Raw genomic sequence first — 26,436 nt, forward strand, 5'->3', positions numbered from 1 at the left:
GCTTCCTTGAATCAGGAAGCCTTTTTCGCTTTCTTCCGCTCCTCCAGCATGGCATTGATTTCACCGCCTGTAATGATGATGATACCGGAAAGGTAGAACCAAATCATCAAGACGATGACTGCACCAAGGGATCCATATGTTGCGGAATAATTGCCAAAGTTATCTACATAAAAGGAAAATAACAGGGATGCGATCATCCAGCCGACGGCCGCAAACGCTGCACCGACCATCGATTCTTTGATTGAAAGTCTCTTACTTGGGGCAAGCACATACAATGCAAGCAGTACGATGAAGAATATGACAAAGGAGATCACCCAGCGCAAAGCTCCCCAAACAGTCAGGAAGCCTTCATCCAATCCGAAAATCGAAAAGATATAAAGTCCAATCGATTTACCGAAAATCGGGAGCAGGAATGCGACTGCGATGACGAGTACCATCGCGATTGTCAGCACGACGGCTACTCCCCTGGCTACAATGAAAGATCGGTTTTCATTGACACCGTATGCCTTATTCAAAGCACGGATGATGGCATTGACGCCATTCGATGCAGACCAAAGCGTTGCCAAAATACCAATGGACAATAGTCCGCCATTCCGGTTGTTGACAAGACCCGTTATATTTTCTTCCAATAAATCCATGGTAGATTCAGGTGCAAATGTCGATAATGTATTCATGATATCTTGCTGACTGATCGGTAAAAAGGCGACCAATGATAAAAGAAAAATGATAAATGGAAATAGCGATAGTAATAAAAAATAAGCCAGCTGGGCAGACAGACCAGTCACTTCATCATTGCCGATCCGCTGCCCCAGCTGTTTCAGAAAGCTCCCCATGGCTTCTCCTCCTTCTCTCTCTATACAGCTTTTTCTTTATCTAGCTGCAGTCGTTCCAGTGCCTGCCAATTGTTTCGGACTCTCTCCGGCAGGCAATTCGATCTGATCATCCAGCCTACTCACTTTTTGCAATGCATGCTGGACTTCCTCCAATCCTTTCAGGCCCTTATCAGCCGAGGTGGATAAACTAGTCGCCACTCGCGCATAAGATGTTTTTACATCATCCACGAAAACGCCAGGATTGCGGAGATAGAAAACCGCTTCAGATCCTGCACGCATCAAGTTGCCGCGTACATGCGTCCTTGTCTGTGCATCACATAACGAAACCAAGCCGCCGACAGTAGCACCAATCGTTAAACCTAACGTGAACTTACTTTTCATCAAATCGGCTCCTTCCATCGTATCTGTTGTTTTATTGTCTCGCACAATTCCGCACACCCAGCATCCAGCTGTTCAAATACAGCTTCAAATTCACCAGTGAAGAACGGATCTGCGATATCCTCGCCTTCCCGTCCATTGATGAATTCCGAGAAAAGCCGATAACGGGACGAATAGGCAGGTATCATAGCTGATAAATCCTGCAAATTAAGCCGATCCATCACAATGATGTGATCATACGCATCCAGCTGTTCCAATTGTACTTGCTTCGCTGTTTTTTCGACAATCGGAATGCCCTTTTGACCCAGAAGCTCACGAGCGGAAGGATGTATCTTTTTTCCTTCATGCCAGTGACCGATTCCGGCAGAGTCCACAGCAACAAGCCCTGATAGGCCTGCTTCCTCTATTCGTTTGCAGAATATCGCCTCTGCCATCGGTGAGCGGCAGATGTTGCCTAAACAAATAAACAACACGTTTATCATTCACCCAACTCCCTCGTTTTATAAATGCGATTACAGATATCTGCTATTCCATTCCCCGCTCAACATTTGTTCAAACTGTGGTGCTCCCATGCTATAATATGGAAAAGAAAGGGTGATGCTGATGCCGATCATCTATCCACATGCTCTCACAGCCGACTCCACCTTTGCAATCACTGCACCATCCAGCGGGGTTCCCGCTTCCTTGCATCCCCGGATACATAAAGCAAAAAAGCAGCTGGAGAAGCTGGGAAACCGCGTGATCATAGGCGAGACAGTCTGGACCCAGGAAGCTGCCAGAAGCAGCTCTGCCGAAATCCGGGCAGCTGAACTGATGAGCTTCCTTACCGATCCTGAAATCGATGCCCTCATGCCGCCATGGGGCGGGGAATTGCTTATTCAAGTATTGCCAAGACTGGATTGGGACAAGCTAGCTTCAAGCAATCCAAAATGGCTGATCGGTTATTCTGATACAAGCACACTTCTTTGTTCCTATACGCTCCGGACAAATATCGCTACAGCCCATACAACCAACTTCTTCGATCTGCATATGGCATCACTCGATGGAACGACAAGGCAGTGGCATAAGGTTTTATCTGCACCATCACGCAAAAACTTTATCCAGCATGCTTCGGCCATGTATCAGTCTTCTTGGGATGCACTTTTCGAACAAGACGATGCAGCGGGATTTGATCTGGACAGCGAAACGGAATGGAAATCCACTACTGGTAAACCTGTTTCCTTTACTGGCCGATTGATTGGCGGCTGCCTGAATACATTGACGGTCATTGCCGGGACAAAGTATGCCCCGATCAAGAAATGGCAAGAGTCTTTTGAAGAAGATACAATCGTCTATCTCGAATGGAGCGATTGGAGTACAGCAGAAGCCTACCGGAATCTTTGGCACCTGAAGGAGCTCGGCTGGTTCGATCGGGCAAGCGGTGTATTATTCGGCAGACCCGCTCGAAGCACACCTTCAGAGGATTACACAGACGAGCAAATGATCCGGGAATTCGCCGATGAAATCGGATTGCCGATCATCTTCGACACTGATATAGGACATATGCCGCCGCAATTGACATTGATCAACGGTGCTTTGACAACGGTTTCGTATCAGGATGGGACTGGCACATTGACTTATCTGGAATAGGAAAGAGGAGCTGATGGTTCAGCTCCTCTTTCCTTGTTTTGCCGGATGCGTCCCGGGGAGATGCGGATGTCCGAATAATTTCTCCCGGAATGTACCTCCTGCATAGTCCTTTTTATACAATCCCCGCTCTTGCAGGATTGGCACAACCAATTCGACGAAGTCCTCCAAGTCCCTCGGCGTAATATAATGGGTCAGGTTAAAGCCATCCACTCCGCTCCTCACAAAAAAGTCCTCGATCCTGTCGGCCACCTGTTCAGGGCTGCCGATGATGATCTCCATTTCAGCTGGTTTGCTGAATTTCTCTTGTATCTCTTTGACCGTGAATGGCCTGGCAGCGTCCTTGGTCAAATATGCAGCTCGTGATTGCCCTTGTTCCGTATGCTTGTACGTGAACAGTTCATCCTCATCTTCATAGGATGCCAAGTCATAACCAGTCGATCCACCATACTGGGCCTTTGCTGCATCTGCACTCCAATATTTCTTGATTTCTTCATATTTCGCATATGCTTCCTCTTCCGTTTCAGCAACGACTACATTCAGGAAAGTGAATGCTTTGATTTCATCACGGCTTCTGCCGTATGCTTCTGCACGCGTTTTGATATCCTCGATATAGTAGTTGATTTTTTCCGGTGTCGGTCCGCCGACAAACACACATTCAGCATGCCTGGCTGCGAAATCGCGCCCTTTTTCAGAGGTTCCCGCTTGGTAAAGCACTGGCGTACGCTGCGGGGATGGCTCACTGACATGAGGCCCTTCAACGGAGAAGTATTTCCCCTTGTGCTTGATGCGATGTACCTTATCCGGGTCCACCAGAACGCCTCTTTCCGGATCTGAAACAACCGCATCCTCTTCCCAGCTGTCTTCAAGCAGCTTATAAGAAACCTCCAGGAATTCCTCTGCTATCCGGTAACGTTCATCATGCTTGACCATTTTTTCCAGCCCGAAATTCCGGGCCGCATTCGGTAAGTAGGATGTAACGATATTCCAAGCGACACGCCCCTTGGTCAAGTGGTCGAGAGTCGAGAATTTACGCGCATTATGGAATGGCTGCTCGTAGGATGTACTGACCGTGACAGCGAAGGAAAGGTTCTCCGACACAGCTGCCATTGCCGGGATGGCAAAGGCAGGGTCATTCAGCGGCACTTGGACTCCGTCGCGCAAAGCAGCCTTTTCATCCCCGCCATAGACATCATAAACGCCGAGTACATCAGCGAAGAACACCGCATCGAACTTGCCTTTTTCCAGCAGGCGCGCATGCCCGATCCAGTAGTCAAGCGACTTATACTCGCGATGCCTTCTGCTCTCGGGATGCTTCCATAAGCCGTGGGAATTGTGCATAGCTGCAGTCATATCGAAAGCTTGCAGGATGATTTGTTTCGTCATTATCTCTCACTCCTTTAAAATATGTAAAAAAGCCTCTTCCGTTTTACAGAAGAGGCTCCTTATCCAAGGCGAAAAGCTCCTCTTATCTGTCAGACCATCGTCTGCTGGAATTGGCACAGTGCATCATTGCCTGTTGCCGAGGCTTCCAAGGGCCAGTCCCTCCACCTCTCTTGATAAGAAAATACTATTTGATTATGTTAAATTGCGCTCGATTTGTTCCCGGTATTGACCCAAGGTGCTTGGCGAATGCTTCTTGAGCTTTTGCAGCAATGCTTCGTATTGAATCTCCTTTTCGCTGATCCGTTTCCGATAAGCCGCCCGCTCTGAATCATCCGTACAAACACGCAGTAAATCACGTAAGGCCACAATCTCTTTTTGCAGCTCCATTTCGGGCGGGACATAGCCGGCATTCTTCAGGATCTTATAGCTCATCCGCATATCCTCTGGTACGCCGGATAAATCCTCCAGTTCCAGAGGTTTCCCTGCACCGGGAAGGTTGCGGAATTCTCCACTTTCTTCCGCCTTCTTGATCCGTTCTTCGGCAAGCAGCGAAATCAGATCCATACAATCCCTCCCAAAAATCAAAAAAGCAACCGATTCCGCATCGGTTGCTTTTCATTATACAATAATCTGAATTATTTACCAATGAATTGCTGTGTCCAATAGTTACCGTTTTCCACGTACCCTACACCGATGTTTGTATAATCAGGGTTAAGGATGTTTTCACGGTGACCTTGGCTGTTCATCCAAGCTTCCACAACTTCTTCCGGAGTCTTTTGACCTTGGGCGATGTTTTCACCTGCAGTCTGATAGGAGATACCGAAAGATTTCATCATGTCGAATGGAGAACCGTAAGTCGGGCTGTTGTGGTCGAAGTAACCATTGTCAGCCATGTCCTGGGATTTAGCGCGTGCTACTTTGCTTAGCTCAGCATCTGCTTTCAATGGCTTGAGACCAGCTTTTTCACGCTCTTGGTTAGTCAAGTCCACTACTTGCTGTTCAAATGCGCTCAGCCCTTCTGCAGCTTGCTTGTCTTCTGTCTGCTTGCTGTCAGAAGCAGTTTCTTGTTTTTGTGCTGGAGCTTGTGCTTTTTGTTCAGTTGCTTGCTCTTCAGCTTTTTCTTCTTTTTGCGGAGCAGCTTTTTGCTCTTCTTTATTAGAAGCAGGTGCTTTTGCTTCCTCCTGCTTAGGTTGAGCTTGTACAGGAGTCTGTGCTGTTTCTTGTTGTGCTGGCTGTTGAACATTGTATTTCGCTAGCAAGCTATCAACATCGATGTGAATGTTATAAGCTGATAGATAATCATTCACCCATTTATTCAAATCTTCGATAGAAGAGAAAGATCCGCTTTTCACTACATGTGCTACGTGCACTTGAACTTCTTCTTTAGTTGGCTGTGCCGGTGCAGCGTTTGCTGTGCCTGCCAAAGCGCCTCCTGCCAGGATAGCTGTGGATAGTGTTGTTACTAATACTTTCTTGAACATGATGTTGCTCCTTTCGGGATGTATGTGTTTTCTTGATGCAGCAACATCATAGCATGCGTTTTTATGTAATATTGCAGCCTGGATTTTCCAATTGGCTCTCCTTCCCGAAGTCTCATGCTAAAAGTCGGTTCCTATGCGAAATCGCACCCGCTCATCTTGCTTTGAAACTAGCAATAAACAGCCACCCTGCTATATATTGGATGAAAATCAGGATTGACACCTTTTTTCCTTCCTAGTTTTTGTAACAATCCCTCATTATTTGTAATCTATCTGTAAATTGACTTTGCGTTTGTCTCTTCATATAATACTATCTTCCTAAACTTATTAGTTTAATCTGCCAAATTAGGATAAAGGTATCTCTTTAACACCTCTATACCAGGTGATAGAATGAACTATGTCGAAATTAGGAGCTTTTCGGCTCTTTGACGCATCCACCCCCATAAAGTAAATATCGGGGGAGAATGAATATAGTAGAAATATGTCATCATTGGAGGAAATATAATGTTTGCTAATCCTGAAATCGGAATAGACCTTGGCACTGCAAATATACTTGTGTATACAAAACAAAAAGGAATCGTATTGAATGAACCTTCCGTCGTAGCGATCGATTTGGAAACAAAAAATGTTGTGGCGGTTGGAGCCGAGGCAAAGGAAATGGTCGGTAAGACTCCCCAGAATATCGTACCGATCCGTCCATTGAAAGATGGCGTAATCGCTGACTATGACGTAACAGCTCAATTATTGAAAGAAATTCTGAAAAAAGTAAGCAAGGTGATGGGCGCTTCCCTTCGCAAGCCTACCATTGTTGTCTGCACACCGTCCGGCAGTACTTCCGTTGAAAGACGCGCCATACATAACGCAGTCAAATCCTATGGTGCCAAAAATGTTCATTTGATTGAAGAACCGATTGCCGCAGCTATTGGAGCGGACCTTCCTGTTGATGAGCCAGTGGCCAATGTGATCGTCGATATCGGCGGCGGTACAAGCGAAGTTGGCATCATCTCTTTCGGCGGCGTGGTATCCTGCCGTTCCGTGCGTATCGGCGGGGATTCCATGGATGAAGAAATTGTCCAATATATCCGCAAGCACTACAACATCTTGATCGGGGAAAGAACTGCAGAACAAATCAAGATGGAGATCGGTCATGCTTTGATCGAGCACGACGAGCTGATGATGGATGTCCGCGGCCGCGATATGGTAACTGGACTGCCTAAAACTGTCGGGATTTCCTCTAAGGAAGTACAGGTGGCACTGAAGGAATCATTGGAACAGATCCTGGAGACAATCCGCATGACATTGGAAGATTGCCCGCCGGAACTAAGCGGGGATATCGTTGACCATGGTGTCATCTTGACTGGAGGAGGAGCATTGCTCAAAGGCATGCAGCAGTGGCTTGCTTCTGAAATTTCCGTACCCGTGCACCTGGCTCCGAACCCATTGGAATCCGTTGCAATCGGTACAGGCCGTGCCTTGCAAATGATTACAAAACTGCAAAAAGCAGCAAAATAAAAACAGGCGTATCAGTCAGCTGATACGCCTGTTTTTTTTTATGGAAGGACAGCTTGAAAATGGAGAATTTTATCGCTTAAGCTGCTGTTTCTGATCATTGGAGCCAGACTGTACCAATCCAATGCCGATTCCGGCCGGGTCGTCCAAATAAGCAAGATAGAAAGAACCAGAACGACAATTGCCCTTCTGCTTTGGCCGCTTGGATAGCTTTATCCAAATCCTCCAATTCAATCTGAATTCTGGTTCCATGCGGAAAATCATGCGGTCCCTTACGGATGCCGCCATCGATTCCTCCATCCGTCTTCACCTCATGATAGCCCCAATTCGGCGTCCCGATCTTCCAGCGAAAACATTGGCGTAGAAACTTGCTGCTTTGTCAGGGTCTTGACTATTCAGCTCAAATCCAAGACTTTGCCACGGATGTTCTCCATGCTCCCTCTCCTTATCTATGCAAAAGCTCGCGAATCTTATATGCATGCTCCTCGATCACCGGCCGCAATCCTGGATTATAAAACACAGATGCAGGATGATATGTCGGGAATATACGATATATTTTCTCCGAAAAAATGAAGGAATCCTCCCCCAAGCTTTTTAATTGCTGAATGGGTTGTTCTACTAGCTTTCCGGCAGCTTCCGTTATTTTCTCTTTCGAACCGGTTACCCTTTCCCAGCCTATTTTCCCTAATGTCACAAGGATATCCGGCTCTGCATGAGCAATTTCATAATCGAGCACGGGCGCATGCGCAAGTATCTCGGCCTTAGTCGGTGTCCGATTATATTTCTTGGTGACCGTCTTTCCGCGGATCTGCTTTGTCTTATATTGATAAGGTCTGCTTCTGACTGAGCTGGAGATGAATACTTCTGACCTGTTGACCCCTGCCCGTTCCAAAAATAAATCAAGCTCCTTGCCAGCTCGCCCGCTGAATGGGACCAAATTATGTATTTCTGTCTCACCCGGAGCTTCCCCAACAAAGAAAAGGACAGGGTGCTTCGGCCCTCTTCCAGGCAAGAAACCCTCACAAGGATAGGGAGCCATCCTTTCTTTGGCTAGCCGAACCAATTCTTCCGGCAGCATGTCAATCAAGCCTCTGCAGCAGATCGCGCAATTCACTGACTTCTTCAGCTGACAAAGTGATTCCTTTCCCCATCTTTTCGTGATCCGGGGCCCAGTCCCTGATATCATACTTCGGCTCACGGCCATTCCAGCTAATCAGATTCAGCTCCTTCCGCCATCCCTTCGGAGATACAGATAATACCCCTATTTCCTTGACTATTTCATAAGATAATTCAGCCATACATACTCCCACCTTTTCCCTTTTCTAAAGTCTAGCAGAATTATTTGTTATAATGAAACGAAATATGCAATGGAGGGAAAACAGATGCAACAGCCGATTGAATTGAATGAAAGCCAGCGCAGCGAAATGATCCGTTCCTTGCAACATTATTTTGAGCAAGAAAAAGACGAGCAGCTAGGCGACCTGGCCGCAGGTCTGCTGCTCGAATTCATCGTCAGGGAACTGGGTCCCGTTTTTTATAATGCCGGAATCGAAGCATCCTATCAGTTTATGAATGAGAAGATGGAGGATTTATTCGGCTTACAGGTGAGGGAGCGTTGAGTGCTCCTCAGGCTAGCTCAAATCCGAAAATGTTGCCAGTTCTACTTCCTTACTTTGCTTAATCCACTCAACAGTTCTGGCGGATGTCAGCAGCTCCACTTCATCAAGACGCGGATAGCTATAGGAGGAACCTGTATAGATAGCTTTATCCAGATATCCAGGGTGACTCATTACTTCCAGCGTATTGGCATCATTGAAGATAGACAGCAGGGAGTCTTCATTAGCCAAAGCTTTCTCCAAAGAAAGTTCGAACTTCTCCGTAGAAATTTGTCCATTCGGGAGATCCATATTATGCCGTACTGGCAGGTTATATTTTTTTGCAAGCCATAAGAACACTTGATCAATATCTTTAAAAGTATTGATATGGTGATGACTATCCAGATGTGTAGGATTTAACCCGAATGACAGGAACCGCTTAATCTGCACTTCCCACTCAGCTGCCACTTCCTCTGGATCTATTGTATAGGAGCCCTGGTAGAATGCTTGATTCCGGAATGATCCATCACTATCGACAATGGTCTTATGCGTTGATATTAGCGGCTTTCCGCATGTCAGTACTAAATGGATACCGACACCCAACTCCTTTTGTTCAAGAGCTATTTCAGCTGCATGTTCAGCTCCTGGCATATTGACCATCAGCGTAGCCGATGTCAACACACCCTTTTTAAAGCAATCCAAGATTCCATAGTTTACAGCTCTTGAATAACCGAAGTCATCCGCATTTATAATCAGTTTTTTCATCTTCTTCCCTCCTATGTATGAGCAATATCAAGATATAGCATTACTTCTCCACATAAGAACCATTTCCCTCCCGCCATTCTTTAGCCGTCGTCGCAAAAAACAATGTTACTCACAGCATATCTGACATTTCTCCAAACCCTCCCACCATCCCTTTCCAATCATGACAATCTCGTCATTTAAAAATAAAAGACCGAGCGTTTCGCTCGGTCTTGTCAATTTGGGATATAGGCTGTATTGGACGCTGATTCCGATTCGTCCAGTTCCTTCAATTCTTCTGTCAGCTGCAAGAACCAGTCCTTGTCACCGGAAATAAGGGATAAATCGATCAGGTTCAAAATATGTGCCCTGCTCGGCTCTGCACTTGGCGGGAAATACTTGATTTTGCTCTGGAAAGTTTCGATCGTTTTGCCGATCGTATTTTTATGATCACTTTCTGTAACGTATACTTTCACCGTATTCAGTTTTGCATTCACCGCTTCCACGAAGCCGGTGAATAATTCATCATTTATCGAATGTCCTGTTACCCAGTCACCAACAGTTACAAAGCTTTGATAATCAGACATATCGTTGTCCTCCTTCAGCTTAACCGGCTGGCTAAGCAATGGTGATTGTTGTAGGTTGTTGAATACTATAAAAGATTCAATCCAAAAGCGCAATACTTTTGCATATAAAGTTTTAAAATATTCAGACAAATACTTCTTCAGCACTTTCACAGCAGTTACAAATATTGGCTGTCTATTCATTTTATACCCCGTGGCCCTTTTCTTTAATCCAAATTCCTGCAGCTGCCATTTTCTCTCTGTCTGCGAATACGTTATAATGTGGCTATATATTGCAGGAGGTTGTACCATGATACGCAGCATAGCGATGACACGTGACAAGAAAATACGAAAAGATCTGCCGTATCGTGAATTGAATGATCCGGATATAGAATGGTACTGGGTTGATTTCAGCGTACCGACAAAGTCTGAATCGGATAAACTTGGCGAGGTATTTCAATTTCATCCATTGGCAATCGAGGACTGCTTTCATTTCCTTCAGCGGCCGAAGCTTGATGAATATGATGGGTATCACTTCCTCGTCCTCCATGAACTGAATCATGAAACCTTTGTCTCGGATGAGTTGGACATTTTCTTGTCCGATCGCTATGTCGTCACTTTCCATCTGGAAGAATCGATGGCGGCAGATCATGTCTGGGAACAGGTTTCCAAAGAAGATCCATCTGCTCATTCCCCTTCCAATATTGTCTATCGATTGATTGATAAGCTTGTGGATGATTACTTCCCACCTCTTTATAAGATGGAGGATCGATTGAACGAAATCGAAGATGAGGAAAGTCATAAATCACCGCAGACTCTCATTAATGAAGTCTTTGATATTCGCAGCGATTTGCTCAGGGCACGCCGGACGATTGCACCTATGCGGGATTTGATTTATCGGTTGCTCAGCTTGCAGAAATTCGATTTCGTACAGGAGCAAAAAGCTTATTTCAATGATATTTATGATCATCTGCTGAAGCTTACGGAAATTGTCGACTCCAATCGGGAGCTGACATCGGATATGCGGGATAGTTACGAGTCCATCAACTCCAATCGAATGAATGCCATCATGATGACCTTGACTATCGTCTCGACCATTTTCATTCCGCTCACTTTCATCGCCGGCGTATATGGGATGAATTTCACGCATATGCCAGAGCTTGACTGGAAATATGGGTATCTCGCAGTGATTCTATTGATGGCTGCCATTGCATTGGGGATGCTATGGCGCTTTAAACGAAAAGGCTGGTTCAATATATTCAAATAAGAAAATGCGTGCAGAAAATCTGCACGCATTCCTTATTGGTCGTCCACTACTTCTTTTAACAGCGACATAGCTTTCAGCGAAGGAGGGAACCCATTCAATAATGCACAATGTTGGATTGTCTCCATTATCTCTTGGACCGAGATGCCGGATAGGAGAGCCACTTCGAATTGCTGCCGAAGTGCACGCTCATCTCCATTCGTAACGAAAACGGCGATGGTGAGCAATGCCCTTAACCTACCGTTCAGTCCGGTATATCCCTTCTCCCCACTGTCTGCAGCAAGGTTCTCTTCTTCCTTCATCAGCTTGGCCACCAACGCCCAACCTTGATCTTTCGCTTCCTTCATCGACGACCCTCCGCATAATCCTTCCGCAAAACTAGATCTATTTTCCTAGTTCTGCATTTTTATTATCGGTTGAATCCATCACTTATGAACCGTTTGGAAGAAAAAAATCAATTTGGGAAGTGCAGCATCAAAATCACGGCCTGGCACTCCATGGCTGGACAGTTCCGACGATATAGCGGGGCTGCCGCTGTTTGACTGCTTCCCTGACACCAGCTGCTATTTCCTGATTGGTTAGCCATCTGGAATTTTCTCCTCTTATCCGAAAACCAAGGATGACTTCATGATAATCGATATTCTCGGCAACTGCAGGAATATAGTTATGCTTGGAATCATGCGCTCCGCTTCCTTTTATATGGAAAAATGATATATGCTTCTGATGTTCTCCATAAAGATCGCACATGGCTTGTGTCGCTTCATTGCCGCTATTATGAATCCAGCCGATAATGATATCAGGACTCGGTATTTTTTTCAGCTCGTTTTGGAAACTTGCCGGCTGAAGATAATCCGCTTGTATCGTATGCAGATGCTCTGGATGGGCAGCTTGCCTGGATAATCGCAGGAGGCTCTCACTCGTTCGGGCAACCACAGTCACCTCATGGCCCTCCTCGTTCCAGTCGAGGACAGCTGCCTGCAGCATGCCCGTTCCCCCGATAACCAAATAATGCGTCATATTATCTCCTTTCGAGAGCCAAAAGCCTGCCCTTGGCAAACTCTGAACCCATTCATTTCCAAGACTCAGGATACACATTCAGGTCGAGTCCCCATAATGGTCCAACCAATGCAAAGACACCCAATATGAGAAGGATGAGGGTGAAGATATTCAGAATAAAACCTGTCTTCACCATTTCGGCAATCGTTATTTTTCCAGATGCGAATATGATAGCGTTCGGCGGTGTTCCCACTGGCAGCATGAAAGCACAGTTGGCTGCCATCGCTGCAGGCACCATGATCGCATAAGGATGAACATCCAAAGCCAAAGCCAATGATGCCATCACCGGCAGAATCATCGTGGCGGTTGCTGTATTGGATGTAATTTCTGTCAAGAACAATACCAATGTCGTCGAAATGATGATGATCAGGAAAATATTCAAGCCTTCCAAGACTGTGAGCTGATCGCCGATCCATTGAGAAAGTCCGGAACTAGTGAAGCCTGCTGCAATCGCAAGACCTCCGCCGAATAACAGCAGCACCCCCCATGGCAACTCTTTCGAAACGTCCCAATCGAGGATTCTTTGTCCTTTTTTATTTATACTAGGAATCAAGAATAATAACACCCCTGCCAACACCGCAATGAATGTATCGCTGATACCAGGTATGGCGATGATCTCCAGCACGGCATCCGCTTCCCAAAGGAATGTGCGGCTTACCCACATAAAAGCGGCAAAAGTGAATACAGCAAGCACTGCTTTTTCCTCGAAGGACATCTTACCAAGATCCCTTTTTTGTTTGAGGATCAGATCCTTTCCTCCTGGCAGCTCCTTCATTTTCACGCGGAAGACAACCTTGGTGAGGTAAATCCATGACGAAAACAAAAGAACGACTACAATCGGTACCGCAATCAGCATCCAGCCGCCAAAGGAGATTTCCACTCCGAACAAACTGCTTGCCATTGCCGCCAGGATGATGTTCGGAGGTGTTCCGATCAGTGTCCCCAAACCGCCGATCGTCCCCGCATAACCGATTGCGAAGACAAGTGATTTTTCGAATTTCCGATTATCCTCTCCGATTTCCTGTTTGCTTGCTTTGGCTGCTTGAGCGGCTTGATAAATGATTGCGCTGCCAATAGGAAGCATCATCATGACAGCTGCCGTGTTGGAGACCCACATCGAAAGGAAACCGGTCGCAATCATAAAACCAAGCACAATACGAGATGTACTCGTACCGACAACACTGATGATATTCAGTGCGATACGTTTATGCAGATTCCATTTCTCCATTGCCATTGCAATCAGGAAGCCTCCAAGGAAGAGGAACACGATTGGATCCCCATAGCTTGAGGCAGCGGTATCCCCATCCAGTCCTTGGGTAACGGGCAAAAGGATGAGCGGCAGCAAGGAAGTCGCTGGTATCGGAATTGCTTCCGTGATCCACCATGTCGCGACCCACAATGTAGTAGCCAATACCATGCGCCCTTCATAGCTTAAACCTTCGGGGTAATAAAACAAAATGACAGTGAGAAACAAGAGAGGACCTAAAAACAATCCTATCAACTGAGGACGCTTATACGTTCGAGGTGCTTTGTTCGCAGGGCCAGATTGTTCAGAGATTTGATTTCGCTCCGTATTTTTTGAAGTTGGTACGGCAAATGACAGTAATCGTTTTGTCTTGTCATGCGCATGCCATAAACCATTCCATACCGATGAGATACTGGATTTCATCCCGTCGCCTCCTTTGGTTAAGCGCTTACAAAACGCTGTAAGCAGATAAAGATAATTACATGATAAGCCTATTCGACCACAGGTCGTCCTGTCAAATGTTTGTACAAAAAAACAGCAGGCATTTGCCCGCTGTCATGTTGTCAGCTTGGAATTCGAGTCTCGACGGAAAGGTACTTCTTCAACTCCCCGCCTTGGATGACTGTATGAATATTATCCGCATTCGCAAGCGAAGCAATGTTTTCCAACGGATTATCCTTCACGATAATCAAGTCTGCCAATTTCCCTTCGGCTATCGTACCGATCCTCTCTTCCCAGCCCAAGCATTCCGCAGCGACCTTGGTGGATGCCAAAATGGACTCCATCGGACTCATGCCGATATCGCACATCAGCTCCAGTTCACGAAGATTCGTACCATGAGCCATCACTCCTGCATCAGTACCCATTGCAATTTTGACACCTGCTTCATATGCTTTCGCCACACTCCGCTGATGGATTTCCATGACTTCTTTTGCTTTATCGACCGCATAAGCAGGCATGCTTTCATTTGCTTCACTTGCTTCGACGACACTGACAGGAGCAAGCAATGTCGGGACGAGGTATGTCCCATGCTCGAGCATCAGCTCGATTGCTTCATCATCGAGGAAAATGCCATGCTCGATGGAGTGGATACCAGCCCGTACTGCTTGTTTCACTCCTTCAGCTCCCTGTGCATGTGCCATCACTTTCCGTCCTTTTCGGTAGGCAGCTTCTTCTACGATGATACGCAGCTCCTCCATGGAGAATTGCGTGAATTCCGGATGGTCGGTCGGACTCATGACACCGCCTGTCGCATGCACTTTAATGATATCGGCACCTGCCCGCAGCATTTCCCGAACCTTTTGCCGAACCTGCTCCGGTCCATCACAAATACCTGATGGAAAGCCAGGATAAGCTTTATTGGTCAGATCCATATCGGACACCATCCAATTATCTCCATGTCCTCCCGTAATCGTGAGCGGATTGACGCTGATTTGCATACGCGGTCCACTGATAAGACCTTTTTCGATGGCCTGTTTGACCCCCAAGTCTGCGTAGCCGGCATCCCTTACGGTTGTAATGCCGGCCTCAAGTGTTCTTTTCATATACGTCAAAGCTTCATAGAACCTCATGGAAAAAGGGGTGACCAGCGTTTCACGCATATCCTTTATCTCCATCATCATATGCACATGCGTATCGATCAAACCCGGCAAGATATAACTGCCTTGGGCGTCTATGACTTCCTTGGCATCGATCCCGATAAAATCAGAAGCTGACCCGAGTGCGGCGATACGATCATCTTTGATAGCAATGACGGCATCCTTTATCATTTCTCCTGTTCCATCGATGACGACACCGTTGCGTATAAGCTTGTCCATTTTCATCCCCCTTAAAGTGTTTGTATAAGAATGCTGGCTATGACCACCGATCCAATGGATACCGAAGCAAATCCGCCCATAAGCATCGGCGGAAGCAGCTGATTCATAATCATTGCCTCTTCTTCCTTATTCCTGCCGACACTTCTGCCAACTTCCTGAGTTATCAAATAGTCCCCGGGGAATCCATACATCGCTGTCAGCACGACTGGTATCCCTTTGTTATAGTCCCACTTGAACAGCTTCGAACCAAGGAACCCACCTAGCAGCAAACCAATGGTACCGATGATCAGAATCACCGAAACTGCTGGCAATACTGCCAGGATATCCGCTACGGTCACATCGACGAGTGATTCCATCACGACAAAGATCAATCCGATCATTGCGATACTGAAACCGTTGGAACGCTCCAAAGCTTTTTCCGGGAAAAAACCGATGGCAGATCCAAGGATTCCGATTGCCAAGCCGAATAGACTGTAGCTTATCCCAGTAAGCTCACCCAGCCAGACAGCCAAAGCAGAACCGATGAACAACAGGAATAAAACGAAGAAGTGACTATCCATCAGTTTTTCTGGAAATAAGCTTTTTCGTTTGGCTGGTTCCTCCTCATCCCTGTTTGCATCTTCTACCGTCGCAGCCACAAAGACCTTGTTTTCGTCCATGTCTTTGAGAAGCTTCATCCCATAGCGGCGCAGCATCCAAGAGCTTAATGGCATTCCGATCAACTGCTGCAAAGAGAGGATGATGGCAGGAATCGCAACCAAAGCTGTCAGACCCTGTGCCTGTAACCCTTCTGCTGTAACAAGATAGGCAATGATACCGCCCGTGAGCGGTCCTGCCCCAGCGACTGTAGTTTCATAATCAAAAAAGATCGGTACTGCAGCCAGCATCATGATACAGGAGATTGTGATTCCGATCAGTGTGATGATGACGGATTTATACTGCTGTTTCATGACCTTCAAAGGAATCAGCGTTCCCATATGCACGAGGATGGCCGGCTGCAGAACAGCCCCGATCACAGTAAAAGTGGAAGCTGCCAGTATATCTTTCGGCAGTACACCGATTTGCAACAGGGTAAAGAATACCACCACGACCACAAGCAAAGTTGGAATCTTTGCCCGGGAAATAATCGAAAAAACTTCTCCCAGGGCGATGATCGCCAAGATGATCAGCGTCGCCATTACAGCACTCATGAGAACTCCCTCCTATTCCAGCACCAAGTCTTCCGCAATGGCGAGGAACATATTGGCTCCATCGGCCAAGGCCGCTTCGTCGATGGTGAATTTCGGATGATGATGCGGTGCCGGTGACTGGTTATCGGGGGAACAAGCGCCAACGAAAACAAAGCAGCCTGGAACATCATTGGAAAAGGCAGAGAAATCCTCGCCTCCCATGATGGCTTGCCCTTCAACTGCTGCCTCGTCGCCCAATTTTCTCCGGATGGCGTCAAATGCAATAGCAGTTGCTTTCGAATCATTGATGACAGAATCATAGCCATACGTGTAGTTCAATTCGTACTGGCAGCCATTCGCTGCGGAAACGCCTTTGATGATCTGCTCGATCGCTTCGACTGCCCGTTTCCGTACATCCTGGCTGAAGGAACGGACAGATGCCCCGATCTTCACTTCTTCAGGGATGACATTGACTGCATCTCCTGCTTGTAAGGTCGTGACAGATACAACCAATTCATCCTTCGGGCTGGTGATACGCGAAACGACTGTCTGCAGGCTGGTGATGATCTGCGCACTCGTAACGACCGGATCGATCGTATTCTCCGGCTGCGAGGAGTGACCGCCTTTTCCTTTGATCGTGACATGGAACATGTCCGAATTGGAAGTAGCCGCTCCCGGTGTAATCGTCAGCTGGCCCAATGGTGTAAGAGAAGAAAGATGCAAACCGAATACATAATCCAATCCTTCCGTCACGCCAGCTGCAACCATTTCCCTGGCTCCTCCCGGAAGCAGCTCTTCTGCGTGCTGGAAGAAAAAGCGGATCTCGCCATGGATTTTCTCCTGCTGTGCACTTAATGCTTTGGCGACACCAAGCAAAATAGCTGTATGTCCGTCATGCCCACAAGCATGCATGACACCTTCATTTTCGGATGCAAAAGGAAGAGCGGTTTCTTCCTGGATCGGCAAGGCATCGATATCAGCCCGGAATCCGATTGTCTTTCCTGGTTGCGCCCCCTTGAGGACAGCCATCACGCTTGTTTCTGTTGGTCTTGTCACTTCCAAATTAGGGAAAGTGCTTAATGTTTCATAAAGGAAGGCAGCTGTCTTATGCTCCTGGAACGACAATTCAGGATGCTGGTGCAGATACCTCCTCCAGCTGACTATTTCTTCCATCTGTTCATTGGACAATTCAATTTCGGTCTGTTTCGTTAGCATATGATCTCCCCTTCGTATATTGAATAATTAAATATTTCAGAAAATTATATGCTCACTATGATAGCACTCCTGCTTTTCCCTTAAAACCCCATAAACTAATATTCATTCAACAATCCTAATAAACAAGCAGATGGAAACCAGTTATAAAATGTTTTTATGTCAGGAACAGATGACAAAAAATCCATGAACTGCAAGAGCATCTGACAGCATTCCTCTCTAGAAATCCGCAAAAAAAAGAGGAGTGCAATGACTCCTCTTTAAAAAACAAGCTCCTCCGCGATACCAAGAAAGTATTGGACACCATCCTGCATCGCATCTTCCTCGATACGGAATTGCGGATGATGATGGGGAGCCGGGGATGGATTATCTTTTTCCTTTGCACCAACAAAGACAAAGCAGCCAGGGACGGCATTGGCAAAGGCAGCAAAGTCCTCTCCCCCCATGATTGCACTGCCATGAAGCACAGCGTCCTCTCCAAGTTTTCGCTTAAGGGCACGTTCTGCTATGGCAGTAGCATCCTCGTCGTTGATGACCGAATCATAACCGTATGTAATATCCAGTTCATATTCAGCCCCGTTAGCTTCGGTTATGCCTTTCACCATGCGCTCCAATGCATCCATCGCATTTTTCCGTACATCTTGCGTAAGCGAACGCACGGATGCTCCAATACGCACTTCATTCGGTATGACATTGACCGCCTCACCTGCATGCAGTGTCGTAACGGAAACAACCAGCTCTTCTTTCGGACTGGTCATCCGGGAAACTATCGTTTGCAAGTTGGTAATGATCTGAGCACTGATGACAACTGGATCCACTGTCTTATCAGGCTGTGAGGAGTGCCCGCCTTTTCCCTTTATCGTTAATTGAAACTGATCGGAATTGGATGTAGCCGGTCCATAAATGACACCAACCTTGCCTTGCGGGAGCTGGGATGCCACATGCAGTCCGAATACCATATCCACGCCATCAGTGACGCCAGCTTCCACCATTTCCTTAGCACCGCCTGGGAACAATTCTTCTGCGTGCTGGAAATAAAAGCGTATTTCCCCGCTCAGTTCTTCCTGCTTGGCACTCAGGATTTCTGCTACAGTCAGCAGGATTGCGGTATGGGCATCATGGCCGCACGCGTGCATCACACCATCAACCTTTGAAGCGAAGGGCAAGTCTGTTTCCTCCTGTATCGGCAGTGCATCCATATCTGCACGGAAACCAATCACTTTACCAGGTTTCGCCCCCTTCAGCTTCGCCATGACACTTGTCTTCGTCGGTCTGCTCAGTTCCAGATTGCCGAATGACGCCAGTTTATCGTAGACAAATTGAGATGTACGCTCCTCCTGGAACGAAAGCTCCGGATTGGCATGCAAATGTCTCCTCCACTCTATTAAGTGCTGTTTGTTGCTTTCATTGACTATCAAGTCCTTCTTGCTCATCATGATCCTCCCTTTATTACTCTCTTTTTTATTTAACTCAAGTGAATTATTTAATTGTATAAATTATATAAGCAAGCTACAAGAGACAAAGGATCGAGTACTGCCGCCCAGATTTTTCCCATTAATTTCCTCGATGATTCCTTGCGATTCTCCCCCCTCACCTAAAAATGGAATGGAAAAAAGCAGAGCAATGTTTGCTCTGCTTTTCGAATTATCTTGATTTAGATGTGAATAGCTTCGGAATATCCGATACGAATCTAAGCGGCATACCATTGACTGGATGTTCAAAATTCAGCTTGCGTGCATGGAGGCAAAGTCGTTTTATCGTACGATCCTGCGCGCCATACTTCTTGTCTCCCGCTATCGGATGCCCGATATCCTGCATATGGACACGAATCTGGTTTTTGCGTCCTGTTTCCAGGCTTATCTCCATCAATGTAAAATCCTTGTTCCCCTGAAGCACCTGATAATGGGTCACTGCCTTCTGACCGTCGTTTTCAAATTTGCTGGAATACATCTTATGCGTACTCGTTTCCTTCAGCCAGGAAGTAATGGTTCCTTCCGATTTGGAGACATCTCCTTCCACGAGTGCAACATAAGCTCGTTCCTTCGTCGTTTTCCACGATTCCTGCATTCTTTGTTTGATTTTCTCCGATCGGGCGAACACCATCACACCGGATGTATCGCGGTCCAGCCGATGGACGACAAAAATCTTATTATCACTATGCTGTGCCTTTACATAATCAGATAATTGGCGGTAGGCTGTATTCGTTTTTTCATTATCGGAAGCGATTGACAGCAGGCCTGATGCTTTCTCGATAACGATGATCGCATCATCTTCATACATGATCGTGATGCCTTGAAGCGGAGCTGCTTCCGTTACCATATCTGTCCTGATCGTCACTTCCTGACCTGGCTTCAGCTTGTCGTTGAATTGCGTGGAAACTCGTCCATTGATTGATACCTGGCCGCGAGCCAAGATGGATTTGACTGAGTTACGGCTCTTGCCGACCACCTTCAATAAGAAAGGCAATAATTCTTCTGCTTCTGACACTTTATATACTTTCGGCTTCTGAGGTCGGAACCCTCTGGAGCGCGGACGTTTATTTTTCATGATTGGATCCTTTCTGTACCATTCGTCATGGCGTCATTCGTGCATCCTTTCATCTTAATTGTTCTCGATTGGAAATACAAGCTCTGTTCTTCTAGATAAAGGAATTTCTCAAAGATTCCTATACATTTTGTGTAAAAAAATATAAGATGGACAAGTATAGAACGGCAGGAGTGAAGGAACATGAATATTGACGGTCTGGAGTCGTTTTTGGCAGTAGTCTCCAATAAAAGTATATCCAAGGCATCAAAAGCCTTACACATTACACAGCCTACATTGAGTACACGAATACGGAAATTGGAAGAGGAACTCGACTTTGTCTTATTGAATCGAAGCTGGGATGGCATCGAGCTGACGGAAGAAGGATACTTTTTCCTTCCCTATGCCATTGAACTGCTGGGGGAGCTGCAAGATGCGTCATTTGCACTCACGGGGGATAACAAATTAAGTTATCAGCTGCTCAGCAAAATCAATGCCGGGAAAAATGAATTCAGGATTGGAATAAATATATGGTTGGCACCGGTATTCAACCATATCATCATCCCCTACATGCGGGAACACTTTCCGCATATTCCGTTCAAATTCATAACGAGACCGACGAATGTATTGAAGAAACTATTGGAATATGGCAGCATTCAGTTTTCCGTCCATTATGAGAATATGGCAAAGGCTCCTTTTCACTGTGAACCGCTGCTTCAGGATGAATTTGTCATCTTTTGTCATAAGGACGATGTACCGGTACTGGATGGCAAGCTTTCAAATGCCAGCAAGCTGGATAAGAAATTGATTGTCTTCGAGCATGCGGCATTGACGAATAATCTTGAAAAAATCAGTTCACTTTTAGGGTTATTACAGGCCAAGGATTATCAAATGGTTGATGATGTGCAGAACATGCTTTCTTTTATCGAAAGCGGCTATGGATACACAGCACTTCCGCGCTCCATCCTATACCACATAAGCGAGCAAAGAATGCCCAACATCACCATCCTCCCCATAAAAGATCTGGATCTCACAGCTTCGATAGCACTTGAGTATAAGGATAACAGCCGATTCCAGGATGCCATCGGAGGCTTGAAGAATGAACTCAAGCATTTCGTCCAAGTCATGTACAAAGAAAAAGAGCTAAGCGAATGACTCGCTTAGCTCTTTGTTTTGGACTGTCCTTAGTGATACACCGCGGCATTATTGCATGCAAAATCCCCGTACATCTCTTCGCTTCTCCAATGAATGAGCTTTTATAATACCTCAAGCGCTAATGGATTTTTTTGTTTTTAATTGATGGTATGTTGACAATTTTCTGAATATGGTTTAATTTTTACTAATATTCTTACATAGAAACTGGAGGAGGATGTACATGTGGAGTGAGATCGGTAGCAACCCCGTCATGATCACCTTATTATTGATCGCTGTATTAGGTTTAGGAGAGCTCATCTCCATTTGGACGAAAGCACGCATCCCGATGCTGCTGGCTGCTTTGCTGCTTTACGTTGCACTCCTGTGGATGGGCATCATCCCGAATGGTCTTATGTCTGATTCCATCATCACCGCATTTGGATCACTTATTGTCGCTCCATTCATCGTCCACCTTGGTACACTTGTTCCTTTCTCTTTGATCAAAGGGCAGCTCAAGCCCATCCTGATTGCCTTGATTGGTTCTCTCACTGCTGTGGCACTCGTACTAGCCATTGTTCCATTATTTTTTGATTACGAAACGGCAGTGGCGGGAGCCGGTCCTGTGGTCGGCGGTATCGTGGCTTATCTTGTCACAAGCGAAAAGCTTACCGAATTAGGATTATCCAGCCTTGTCATCATTCCGGCGCTTGTGCTGAGCATCCACAAGCTATTCGGTATCCCGCTTGCCTCCTATTTCCTGAAAAAGCACGCCATCATCGTGAAACAGCAGGTACAGACACGTCTGCAAAGCGGTGCTGCGCTGGAAAAAGAAGAAGCTGCCGAAGCACAGCCCAATAACGTAGTCAAAGCTCAGAATGCACGAAAACTGCTCCTGCCGGAGAAATACCAGACATCCCTGATTTTCATCCTGCAGCTTTATTTGGGCAGCGGTATCGCCGTCATCCTTGATGCCCTGACCGGCATCAACTACACCATCTTCTGTCTGATCATCGGGGTCATCGGCGCCTATATCGGCTTCTATCCAGCGAAAACGATGGAGAAAGCCAATGCAACCGGATTTGCCATGATTGCGGTGATCTTCATCGTCATCTCTTCCATGGATGATGTGACACCAGCTGCCCTGGCTAGCTATATCCCGGAAATCCTGTTGATCTGTGTGCTTGGTACAGCAGGTGTGACGATCGGTGGATTATTAGCTTCCAAATTGTTCGGCGTCGGCAAATACCTTGGCATGCCCGTCGCATTGACGGCACTTTTCGGCTTCCCTGCGGATTATATCCTGTGCGAGGAAATCAGCCGGGAAGTCGGGGAGACAGAAGAAGAACGGGAAGCAATCATGAATGAGATTGTCACACCGATGCTCATGGGCGGATTTACAACCGTGACTACTTGTTCGATTCTGATTGCCACCGTATTGATTGGCACACTTAATTAAGATATAAAGGAGAATTCGATGGACACGATTGCACTAAAGGACTATATCCAAACAAATAAACAGGATTTCCTTGATAAGCTTTTCATCCTGCTCAGACAGCGCAGCATCAGCACACAGAACGACGGAATCGAGGAATGCGCGGAGCTTTTGAAGAGCATGATGCAGGAGCTGGGAATCGAGACAAAAATCATCCCTACCGCCGGGCATCCCGTCGTCTATGGGGAAATGATCAAAGACTCCAGCGCATTCACTTTGCTCATTTACGGCCATTATGATGTACAGCCGCCAGAGCCTTATGAAGCCTGGGACTCTCCGCCATTCGAACCGGAAATCCGCAACGGCAGAATCTATGCCCGAGGTGTCGGCGATAATAAGGGACAGCTGATGGCCCAGCTCTTTGGCGTGAAAAGTTATCTGGATACAGTCGGCGAACTGCCGATCAATATCAAATTCGTCTTTGAAGGAGAAGAAGAAAAAGGTAGTACGAATCTAGCCGCATTTGTGGAGGAACACAAAGATTTGCTCAAGGCCGATCTCGTCTACACTTCCGATGGCCCTTCCCATAACAGCTCTTCCCCCCTCGTACTGCTTGGGGTGCGCGGTATGCTGTCGATTCAATTTGATGCCAAAGGAGCTGATCGGGATAACCATTCCGGCAACACAGGGAATATCGTTCCTAATCCTGCCTGGAAACTGATCGAACTTATGCACACCATGCGCGATGCGGACGGACATGTAAAAATAGAAGGGTTCTATGATGCGATTCGCCCGTTTACAGCCTATGAGGAGCAGCTGCTCACAAAGCTTCCTTATGACCGACAGACCTTGGGCGAAAAGATCGGCTATCCAGCTCTGTCCCTTGACGGACCATCCTACTATCGGAAGATGACGGGCGAACCCACTTTCAATATCTTTGGAATGGAAAGCGGCTATACAGGAGAAGGAACAAAAACGATCATTCCTTCGACAGCCAGACTAAAAATGGATATTCGTCTTGTCGTCGATCAAGATCCCCAAGATATTTTCAATAAAATCAAAAAGCACGTCCAGATCCATGCACCGGATGTAGAAGTCACTTATCTGGGCAGTATGCAGCCATCCCGTACCAAAGCTGAACTTCCAATCGTTCAAAAGGTCGTCAGCGCTGTAGAGGCCGCTTACGAAACAGATCCACTCATCCAGCCGAGCATGGGCGGTTCCCTGCCGGATTATGTGTGGACAGGAATTTTGGGCTTGCCGTCCGTCATTGTTCCCTATGCGAACTTCGATCAGCATAATCATTCCCCCAACGAGAATCTGGATGTGGATTATTTCCTGAACGGTATCCTATGTACAGCCCATGTGATTCACACATTGGGAACCTCTAAATAGCCATGTAACTGATGAAGCCATGCCCATTCCGGCATGGCTTTCAAAATATTTACAACCATATTTGAGAATGCCCAGCCCTGTCTAATAAGAATCAACCTCTCCCTTGCATTAAAATGAAAGCGCTTTAATAAAAAGGAGAGGAATGGTTATCTTGAAAAAATGTCTGCTATTGCTGCTCGTCCTGCTTCTGACATTCGCAATCCCCTTCTCTGCCGATGCCAAGAAACTGCCTAAAAGGCAAATGGAATACTTGGAACGTGGCGCTGTTGCCGTCCAAACAGAGGATGGTATCTTCTTAAGCTGGAGATTCCTTGGGAATGATACGAAAAAAACCTCCTTCCACATTTATCGTGACGGTAAGAAAATAACTCGGAAACCTGTGAAACACAGCACGAATTTCCTCGACAAAGACGGTTCTGCAAATAGTGTCTATCGTGTAGAAGCAATCGGAAAAGGCGCAGATCAGGATAATATCAAGGTATGGCGAGACAATCAGCTGCATATCCCCCTCCAAAAGCCAGCTGATGGCAAAACTCCAGATGGCAAGTCTTATACTTACAATGCCAATGACGCCAGTGTCGGCGACTTGGATGGTGACGGCGAATGGGAAATCATCCTGAAATGGGATCCATCAAACGCACAAGATAACTCCCGATCCGGGTACACAGGCAATGTATTGATAGATGCTTATGAATTGGATGGAACCCATAAATGGCGGATCGACCTCGGCCGCAATATCCGGGCAGGCGCTCATTATACGCAAATGCTGGTCTATGACTTCGACGGTAACGGAAAATCCGAACTCGTAGTCAAAACAGCTGATGGCACGACAGATTCGAAAGGAAACATCATTGGGGATAAGGACGCCGATCATCGGAATGCATCAGGCTATATCCTCGAAGGACCGGAATACCTGACCGTATTCGAAGGCAGCACCGGAGAAATCAAGGAAACCATCGATTATGAGCCTGCCCGAGGCAATATTTGCGATTGGGGCGACTGCTACGGAAACCGGGGCGACCGTTTCCTTGCCGGGGTCGCATACCTGGATGGCAAAACACCTAGCATCATCGAAGCAAGGGGCTATTATGAAAAAACAGTAATTGCCGCTTATACCTTTAAAGATGGCAAATTGAATAAGCAATGGATGTTCGATAGCGAGACACCGGGGAACGAAGCTTATGCACAGCAGGGGAATCATAATTTGAGTATCGGAGATGTGGATGAAGATGGCAAGGATGAAATCATCTATGGCGCCATGGCCCTCGATGATGATGGAACCGGACTATACTCAACCGGACTTGGTCATGGCGATGCCATGCATCTCAGTGATTTGGATCCTGCCCGGCCAGGCCTGGAAGTATTCCAAGTTCATGAATCGTATCCGAATGAAGCCGGTATCGAATTTCGAGATGCCCGTACAGGAGAACTGATCTGGGGCATCCCGACAAATATAGATGTAGGACGCGGGCTTGCGGCTGACATCGATCCTCGCTATCCCGGGGCCGAAATGTGGGCAATCGACGGCGCATGGAACAGTCCGACAGGCGGTCTTTATACTGCCTCCGGGGAGAAAATATCCACCAATATCCCTCCTGCCAACTTTGCTATCTGGTGGGACGGCGACTTGACTCGCGAAATCCTGGATCATACTTTCGATGAAAGCATCCAGACTGGCATTGGCTTGATCGGAAAATGGAACCCGGAAACAGAAAAACTGGATACGCTGCTGAATGCCGAAGGAACTTACTCCAATAATGGAACAAAAGGGAACCCCACACTGCAAGCGGATTTGATCGGCGACTGGCGGGAGGAAGCCATCTGGCGCACAGAAGACAGCAGCGCTCTTATCCTTTATACAACAACAGACATAACCGAAGAAAAACTCCCTACCTTGATGCACGATCCGGTATACCGCTTAGGCGTTGCTTGGCAGAATGTCGCTTATAACCAGCCGCCACACACAAGCTATTTCTTGGGAAATGATATGGAACAGCCCGAGATGCCGCGGATTGACGTGATAAAGGCTAAATGATTCAGAGTGAAGCAATTTGCTTTTCCGGCAAGAACGTACAATAG

At 46.7% G+C, this 26,436-nt stretch carries 27 protein-coding genes and 1 riboswitch; of the genes, 8 read left to right on the forward strand and 19 right to left on the reverse strand.

The annotated features are described in order from the left end of the window. Positions 1 to 11: 11 nt before the first annotated feature. Genes CHH53_RS04420 through CHH53_RS04430 form a run of 3 tightly spaced genes read right to left on the reverse strand, consistent with a single transcriptional unit; the run spans position 12 to position 1,693 of the window. Positions 12 to 833, reverse strand: a complete 822-nt coding sequence (locus CHH53_RS04420) for a YihY/virulence factor BrkB family protein (protein ID WP_095214914.1) — start codon at positions 831 to 833, stop codon at positions 12 to 14. 36 nt (positions 834 to 869) lie between these two features. Continuing rightward, complete coding sequence (locus CHH53_RS04425) at positions 870 to 1,214, reverse strand: hypothetical protein (protein ID WP_095214915.1); 345 nt, start codon at positions 1,212 to 1,214, stop codon at positions 870 to 872. After that, on the reverse strand, positions 1,214 to 1,693 hold the full coding sequence (locus tag CHH53_RS04430) for a low molecular weight protein-tyrosine-phosphatase (protein ID WP_095214916.1): 480 nt from the start codon (positions 1,691 to 1,693) through the stop codon (positions 1,214 to 1,216). Before CHH53_RS04430 ends, CHH53_RS04425 begins: the two co-directional genes overlap by 1 nt. A 121-nt stretch (positions 1,694 to 1,814) precedes the next feature. Here CHH53_RS04430 and CHH53_RS04435 point away from each other — a divergent pair, with 121 nt between their 5' ends. Then, positions 1,815 to 2,840 carry a S66 family peptidase gene (locus CHH53_RS04435; protein WP_158221480.1) on the forward strand — a complete coding sequence of 342 codons (1,026 nt, stop codon included), beginning with the start codon at positions 1,815 to 1,817 and terminating at the stop codon, positions 2,838 to 2,840. A gap of 18 nt (positions 2,841 to 2,858) precedes the next feature. Here CHH53_RS04435 and CHH53_RS04440 read toward each other — a convergent pair whose 3' ends face one another. The 3 genes from CHH53_RS04440 to CHH53_RS04450 form a co-directional block, all read right to left on the reverse strand. Then, positions 2,859 to 4,223: an LLM class flavin-dependent oxidoreductase gene (locus tag CHH53_RS04440; RefSeq protein ID WP_095214918.1), complete on the reverse strand. Its 1,365-nt coding sequence runs from the start codon at positions 4,221 to 4,223 to the stop codon at positions 2,859 to 2,861. Positions 4,224 to 4,302: 79 nt separating this feature from the next. Continuing rightward, positions 4,303 to 4,403: riboswitch (SAM riboswitch) on the reverse strand. Positions 4,404 to 4,415: 12 nt separating this feature from the next. Further along, the gene (locus tag CHH53_RS04445) at positions 4,416 to 4,787 is read right to left on the reverse strand and encodes a DnaJ family domain-containing protein (RefSeq protein ID WP_095214919.1); all 372 of its coding nucleotides are present in this window, start codon (positions 4,785 to 4,787) and stop codon (positions 4,416 to 4,418) included. Positions 4,788 to 4,858: 71 nt separating this feature from the next. Then, the gene (locus CHH53_RS04450) at positions 4,859 to 5,704 is read right to left on the reverse strand and encodes a CAP domain-containing protein (RefSeq protein ID WP_095214920.1); all 846 of its coding nucleotides are present in this window, start codon (positions 5,702 to 5,704) and stop codon (positions 4,859 to 4,861) included. 501 nt (positions 5,705 to 6,205) lie between these two features. Between CHH53_RS04450 and mreBH the strand changes: the two genes are divergently transcribed. Then, positions 6,206 to 7,213, forward strand: coding sequence for a rod-share determining protein MreBH (gene mreBH / locus CHH53_RS04455; RefSeq protein ID WP_095214921.1), 1,008 nt, complete (start codon positions 6,206 to 6,208; stop codon positions 7,211 to 7,213). Between the two features lie 94 nt (positions 7,214 to 7,307). Here the strand turns inward: mreBH and CHH53_RS17875 are convergent, their stop codons facing one another. The 3 genes from CHH53_RS17875 to CHH53_RS04470 all read right to left on the reverse strand — a co-directional run bounded on the left by CHH53_RS17875 (position 7,308) and on the right by CHH53_RS04470 (position 8,508). Next, entirely contained in the window at positions 7,308 to 7,520 is a 213-nt protein-coding gene (locus CHH53_RS17875) for a hypothetical protein (protein WP_340082360.1), read from the reverse strand. A gap of 135 nt (positions 7,521 to 7,655) precedes the next feature. Continuing rightward, positions 7,656 to 8,288, reverse strand: coding sequence for a uracil-DNA glycosylase (locus CHH53_RS04465; RefSeq protein WP_095214922.1), 633 nt, complete (start codon positions 8,286 to 8,288; stop codon positions 7,656 to 7,658). A 1-nt stretch (position 8,289) separates the two neighbouring features. Next, the gene (locus CHH53_RS04470) at positions 8,290 to 8,508 is read right to left on the reverse strand and encodes a YdbC family protein (protein WP_095214923.1); all 219 of its coding nucleotides are present in this window, start codon (positions 8,506 to 8,508) and stop codon (positions 8,290 to 8,292) included. A gap of 84 nt (positions 8,509 to 8,592) precedes the next feature. On the opposite strand from CHH53_RS04470, the gene CHH53_RS04475 reads away from it, so the two are divergent. Beyond that, positions 8,593 to 8,829, forward strand: a complete 237-nt coding sequence (locus CHH53_RS04475) for a DUF2164 family protein (protein WP_095214924.1) — start codon at positions 8,593 to 8,595, stop codon at positions 8,827 to 8,829. 12 nt (positions 8,830 to 8,841) lie between these two features. Here the strand turns inward: CHH53_RS04475 and chbG are convergent, their stop codons facing one another. Together chbG and CHH53_RS17285 are read right to left on the reverse strand one after the other, a co-directional pair. Next, on the reverse strand, positions 8,842 to 9,570 hold the full coding sequence (gene chbG / locus CHH53_RS04480) for a chitin disaccharide deacetylase (protein WP_095214925.1): 729 nt from the start codon (positions 9,568 to 9,570) through the stop codon (positions 8,842 to 8,844). Between the two features lie 212 nt (positions 9,571 to 9,782). Next, entirely contained in the window at positions 9,783 to 10,133 is a 351-nt protein-coding gene (locus CHH53_RS17285; RefSeq protein WP_158221481.1) for an IDEAL domain-containing protein, read from the reverse strand. Between the two features lie 286 nt (positions 10,134 to 10,419). Between CHH53_RS17285 and corA the strand changes: the two genes are divergently transcribed. Next, positions 10,420 to 11,376 (forward strand): magnesium/cobalt transporter CorA, encoded by a 957-nt coding sequence (corA, locus tag CHH53_RS04490; protein ID WP_095214927.1) that lies wholly within the window; start codon positions 10,420 to 10,422, stop codon positions 11,374 to 11,376. 32 nt (positions 11,377 to 11,408) lie between these two features. Here the strand turns inward: corA and CHH53_RS04495 are convergent, their stop codons facing one another. From CHH53_RS04495 to CHH53_RS04530, 8 genes are all read right to left on the reverse strand, one after another. Further along, complete coding sequence (locus CHH53_RS04495; protein ID WP_095214928.1) at positions 11,409 to 11,720, reverse strand: carboxymuconolactone decarboxylase family protein; 312 nt, start codon at positions 11,718 to 11,720, stop codon at positions 11,409 to 11,411. 133 nt (positions 11,721 to 11,853) lie between these two features. Beyond that, entirely contained in the window at positions 11,854 to 12,390 is a 537-nt protein-coding gene (locus CHH53_RS04500) for a Rossmann-fold NAD(P)-binding domain-containing protein (protein WP_095214929.1), read from the reverse strand. A 52-nt stretch (positions 12,391 to 12,442) separates the two neighbouring features. Then, a complete protein-coding gene (locus CHH53_RS04505) occupies positions 12,443 to 14,098 on the reverse strand; it encodes an SLC13 family permease (protein ID WP_095214930.1) in 1,656 nt (551 codons plus the stop codon). Positions 14,099 to 14,238: 140 nt separating this feature from the next. Further along, positions 14,239 to 15,492: a metal-dependent hydrolase family protein gene (locus tag CHH53_RS04510; RefSeq protein WP_095214931.1), complete on the reverse strand. Its 1,254-nt coding sequence runs from the start codon at positions 15,490 to 15,492 to the stop codon at positions 14,239 to 14,241. Between the two features lie 11 nt (positions 15,493 to 15,503). Beyond that, entirely contained in the window at positions 15,504 to 16,682 is a 1,179-nt protein-coding gene (locus CHH53_RS04515; RefSeq protein ID WP_095214932.1) for a hypothetical protein, read from the reverse strand. Positions 16,683 to 16,694: 12 nt separating this feature from the next. Beyond that, complete coding sequence (locus CHH53_RS04520; RefSeq protein ID WP_095214933.1) at positions 16,695 to 17,876, reverse strand: M20 metallopeptidase family protein; 1,182 nt, start codon at positions 17,874 to 17,876, stop codon at positions 16,695 to 16,697. A 257-nt stretch (positions 17,877 to 18,133) separates the two neighbouring features. After that, positions 18,134 to 19,306 (reverse strand): M20 metallopeptidase family protein, encoded by a 1,173-nt coding sequence (locus CHH53_RS04525; RefSeq protein ID WP_095214934.1) that lies wholly within the window; start codon positions 19,304 to 19,306, stop codon positions 18,134 to 18,136. A 211-nt stretch (positions 19,307 to 19,517) separates the two neighbouring features. Then, complete coding sequence (locus CHH53_RS04530) at positions 19,518 to 20,420, reverse strand: RluA family pseudouridine synthase (protein ID WP_095214935.1); 903 nt, start codon at positions 20,418 to 20,420, stop codon at positions 19,518 to 19,520. Positions 20,421 to 20,600: 180 nt separating this feature from the next. Between CHH53_RS04530 and CHH53_RS04535 the strand changes: the two genes are divergently transcribed. The 4 genes from CHH53_RS04535 (at position 20,601) to CHH53_RS04550 (ending at position 26,392) form a co-directional block, all read left to right on the forward strand. Beyond that, complete coding sequence (locus CHH53_RS04535; RefSeq protein WP_095214936.1) at positions 20,601 to 21,551, forward strand: LysR family transcriptional regulator; 951 nt, start codon at positions 20,601 to 20,603, stop codon at positions 21,549 to 21,551. Positions 21,552 to 21,771: 220 nt separating this feature from the next. Continuing rightward, on the forward strand, positions 21,772 to 22,986 hold the full coding sequence (locus CHH53_RS04540; RefSeq protein WP_095214937.1) for a hypothetical protein: 1,215 nt from the start codon (positions 21,772 to 21,774) through the stop codon (positions 22,984 to 22,986). Between the two features lie 18 nt (positions 22,987 to 23,004). Further along, positions 23,005 to 24,357: a M20/M25/M40 family metallo-hydrolase gene (locus tag CHH53_RS04545; protein ID WP_095214938.1), complete on the forward strand. Its 1,353-nt coding sequence runs from the start codon at positions 23,005 to 23,007 to the stop codon at positions 24,355 to 24,357. Positions 24,358 to 24,499: 142 nt separating this feature from the next. Further along, positions 24,500 to 26,392 (forward strand): rhamnogalacturonan lyase, encoded by a 1,893-nt coding sequence (locus CHH53_RS04550; protein ID WP_198946022.1) that lies wholly within the window; start codon positions 24,500 to 24,502, stop codon positions 26,390 to 26,392. Positions 26,393 to 26,436 lie beyond the last annotated feature (44 nt).

It is taken from the genome of Terribacillus sp. 7520-G (assembly GCF_002271665.1).
Lineage (GTDB): Bacteria > Bacillota > Bacilli > Bacillales > Amphibacillaceae > Terribacillus.

What these genes read in the sequence shown, in the direction of transcription:
- CHH53_RS04420 (WP_095214914.1), bottom strand. Translation starts at nt 833, where the DNA reads ATGGGGAGCTTTCTGAAACAGCTGGGGCAGCGGATCGGCAATGATGAA.
- CHH53_RS04425 (WP_095214915.1), bottom strand. Translation starts at nt 1,214, where the DNA reads ATGAAAAGTAAGTTCACGTTAGGTTTAACGATTGGTGCTACTGTCGGC.
- CHH53_RS04430 (WP_095214916.1), bottom strand. Translation starts at nt 1,693, where the DNA reads ATGATAAACGTGTTGTTTATTTGTTTAGGCAACATCTGCCGCTCACCG.
- CHH53_RS04435 (WP_158221480.1), top strand. Translation starts at nt 1,815, where the DNA reads ATGCCGATCATCTATCCACATGCTCTCACAGCCGACTCCACCTTTGCA.
- CHH53_RS04440 (WP_095214918.1), bottom strand. Translation starts at nt 4,223, where the DNA reads ATGACGAAACAAATCATCCTGCAAGCTTTCGATATGACTGCAGCTATG.
- CHH53_RS04445 (WP_095214919.1), bottom strand. Translation starts at nt 4,787, where the DNA reads ATGGATCTGATTTCGCTGCTTGCCGAAGAACGGATCAAGAAGGCGGAA.
- CHH53_RS04450 (WP_095214920.1), bottom strand. Translation starts at nt 5,704, where the DNA reads ATGTTCAAGAAAGTATTAGTAACAACACTATCCACAGCTATCCTGGCA.
- mreBH (WP_095214921.1), top strand. Translation starts at nt 6,206, where the DNA reads ATGTTTGCTAATCCTGAAATCGGAATAGACCTTGGCACTGCAAATATA.
- CHH53_RS04465 (WP_095214922.1), bottom strand. Translation starts at nt 8,288, where the DNA reads ATGCTGCCGGAAGAATTGGTTCGGCTAGCCAAAGAAAGGATGGCTCCC.
- CHH53_RS04470 (WP_095214923.1), bottom strand. Translation starts at nt 8,508, where the DNA reads ATGGCTGAATTATCTTATGAAATAGTCAAGGAAATAGGGGTATTATCT.
- CHH53_RS04475 (WP_095214924.1), top strand. Translation starts at nt 8,593, where the DNA reads ATGCAACAGCCGATTGAATTGAATGAAAGCCAGCGCAGCGAAATGATC.
- chbG (WP_095214925.1), bottom strand. Translation starts at nt 9,570, where the DNA reads ATGAAAAAACTGATTATAAATGCGGATGACTTCGGTTATTCAAGAGCT.
- CHH53_RS17285 (WP_158221481.1), bottom strand. Translation starts at nt 10,133, where the DNA reads ATGTCTGATTATCAAAGCTTTGTAACTGTTGGTGACTGGGTAACAGGA.
- corA (WP_095214927.1), top strand. Translation starts at nt 10,420, where the DNA reads ATGATACGCAGCATAGCGATGACACGTGACAAGAAAATACGAAAAGAT.
- CHH53_RS04495 (WP_095214928.1), bottom strand. Translation starts at nt 11,720, where the DNA reads ATGAAGGAAGCGAAAGATCAAGGTTGGGCGTTGGTGGCCAAGCTGATG.
- CHH53_RS04500 (WP_095214929.1), bottom strand. Translation starts at nt 12,390, where the DNA reads ATGACGCATTATTTGGTTATCGGGGGAACGGGCATGCTGCAGGCAGCT.
- CHH53_RS04505 (WP_095214930.1), bottom strand. Translation starts at nt 14,098, where the DNA reads ATGAAATCCAGTATCTCATCGGTATGGAATGGTTTATGGCATGCGCAT.
- CHH53_RS04510 (WP_095214931.1), bottom strand. Translation starts at nt 15,492, where the DNA reads ATGGACAAGCTTATACGCAACGGTGTCGTCATCGATGGAACAGGAGAA.
- CHH53_RS04515 (WP_095214932.1), bottom strand. Translation starts at nt 16,682, where the DNA reads ATGAGTGCTGTAATGGCGACGCTGATCATCTTGGCGATCATCGCCCTG.
- CHH53_RS04520 (WP_095214933.1), bottom strand. Translation starts at nt 17,876, where the DNA reads ATGCTAACGAAACAGACCGAAATTGAATTGTCCAATGAACAGATGGAA.
- CHH53_RS04525 (WP_095214934.1), bottom strand. Translation starts at nt 19,306, where the DNA reads ATGAGCAAGAAGGACTTGATAGTCAATGAAAGCAACAAACAGCACTTA.
- CHH53_RS04530 (WP_095214935.1), bottom strand. Translation starts at nt 20,420, where the DNA reads ATGAAAAATAAACGTCCGCGCTCCAGAGGGTTCCGACCTCAGAAGCCG.
- CHH53_RS04535 (WP_095214936.1), top strand. Translation starts at nt 20,601, where the DNA reads ATGAATATTGACGGTCTGGAGTCGTTTTTGGCAGTAGTCTCCAATAAA.
- CHH53_RS04540 (WP_095214937.1), top strand. Translation starts at nt 21,772, where the DNA reads ATGTGGAGTGAGATCGGTAGCAACCCCGTCATGATCACCTTATTATTG.
- CHH53_RS04545 (WP_095214938.1), top strand. Translation starts at nt 23,005, where the DNA reads ATGGACACGATTGCACTAAAGGACTATATCCAAACAAATAAACAGGAT.
- CHH53_RS04550 (WP_198946022.1), top strand. Translation starts at nt 24,500, where the DNA reads ATGGTTATCTTGAAAAAATGTCTGCTATTGCTGCTCGTCCTGCTTCTG.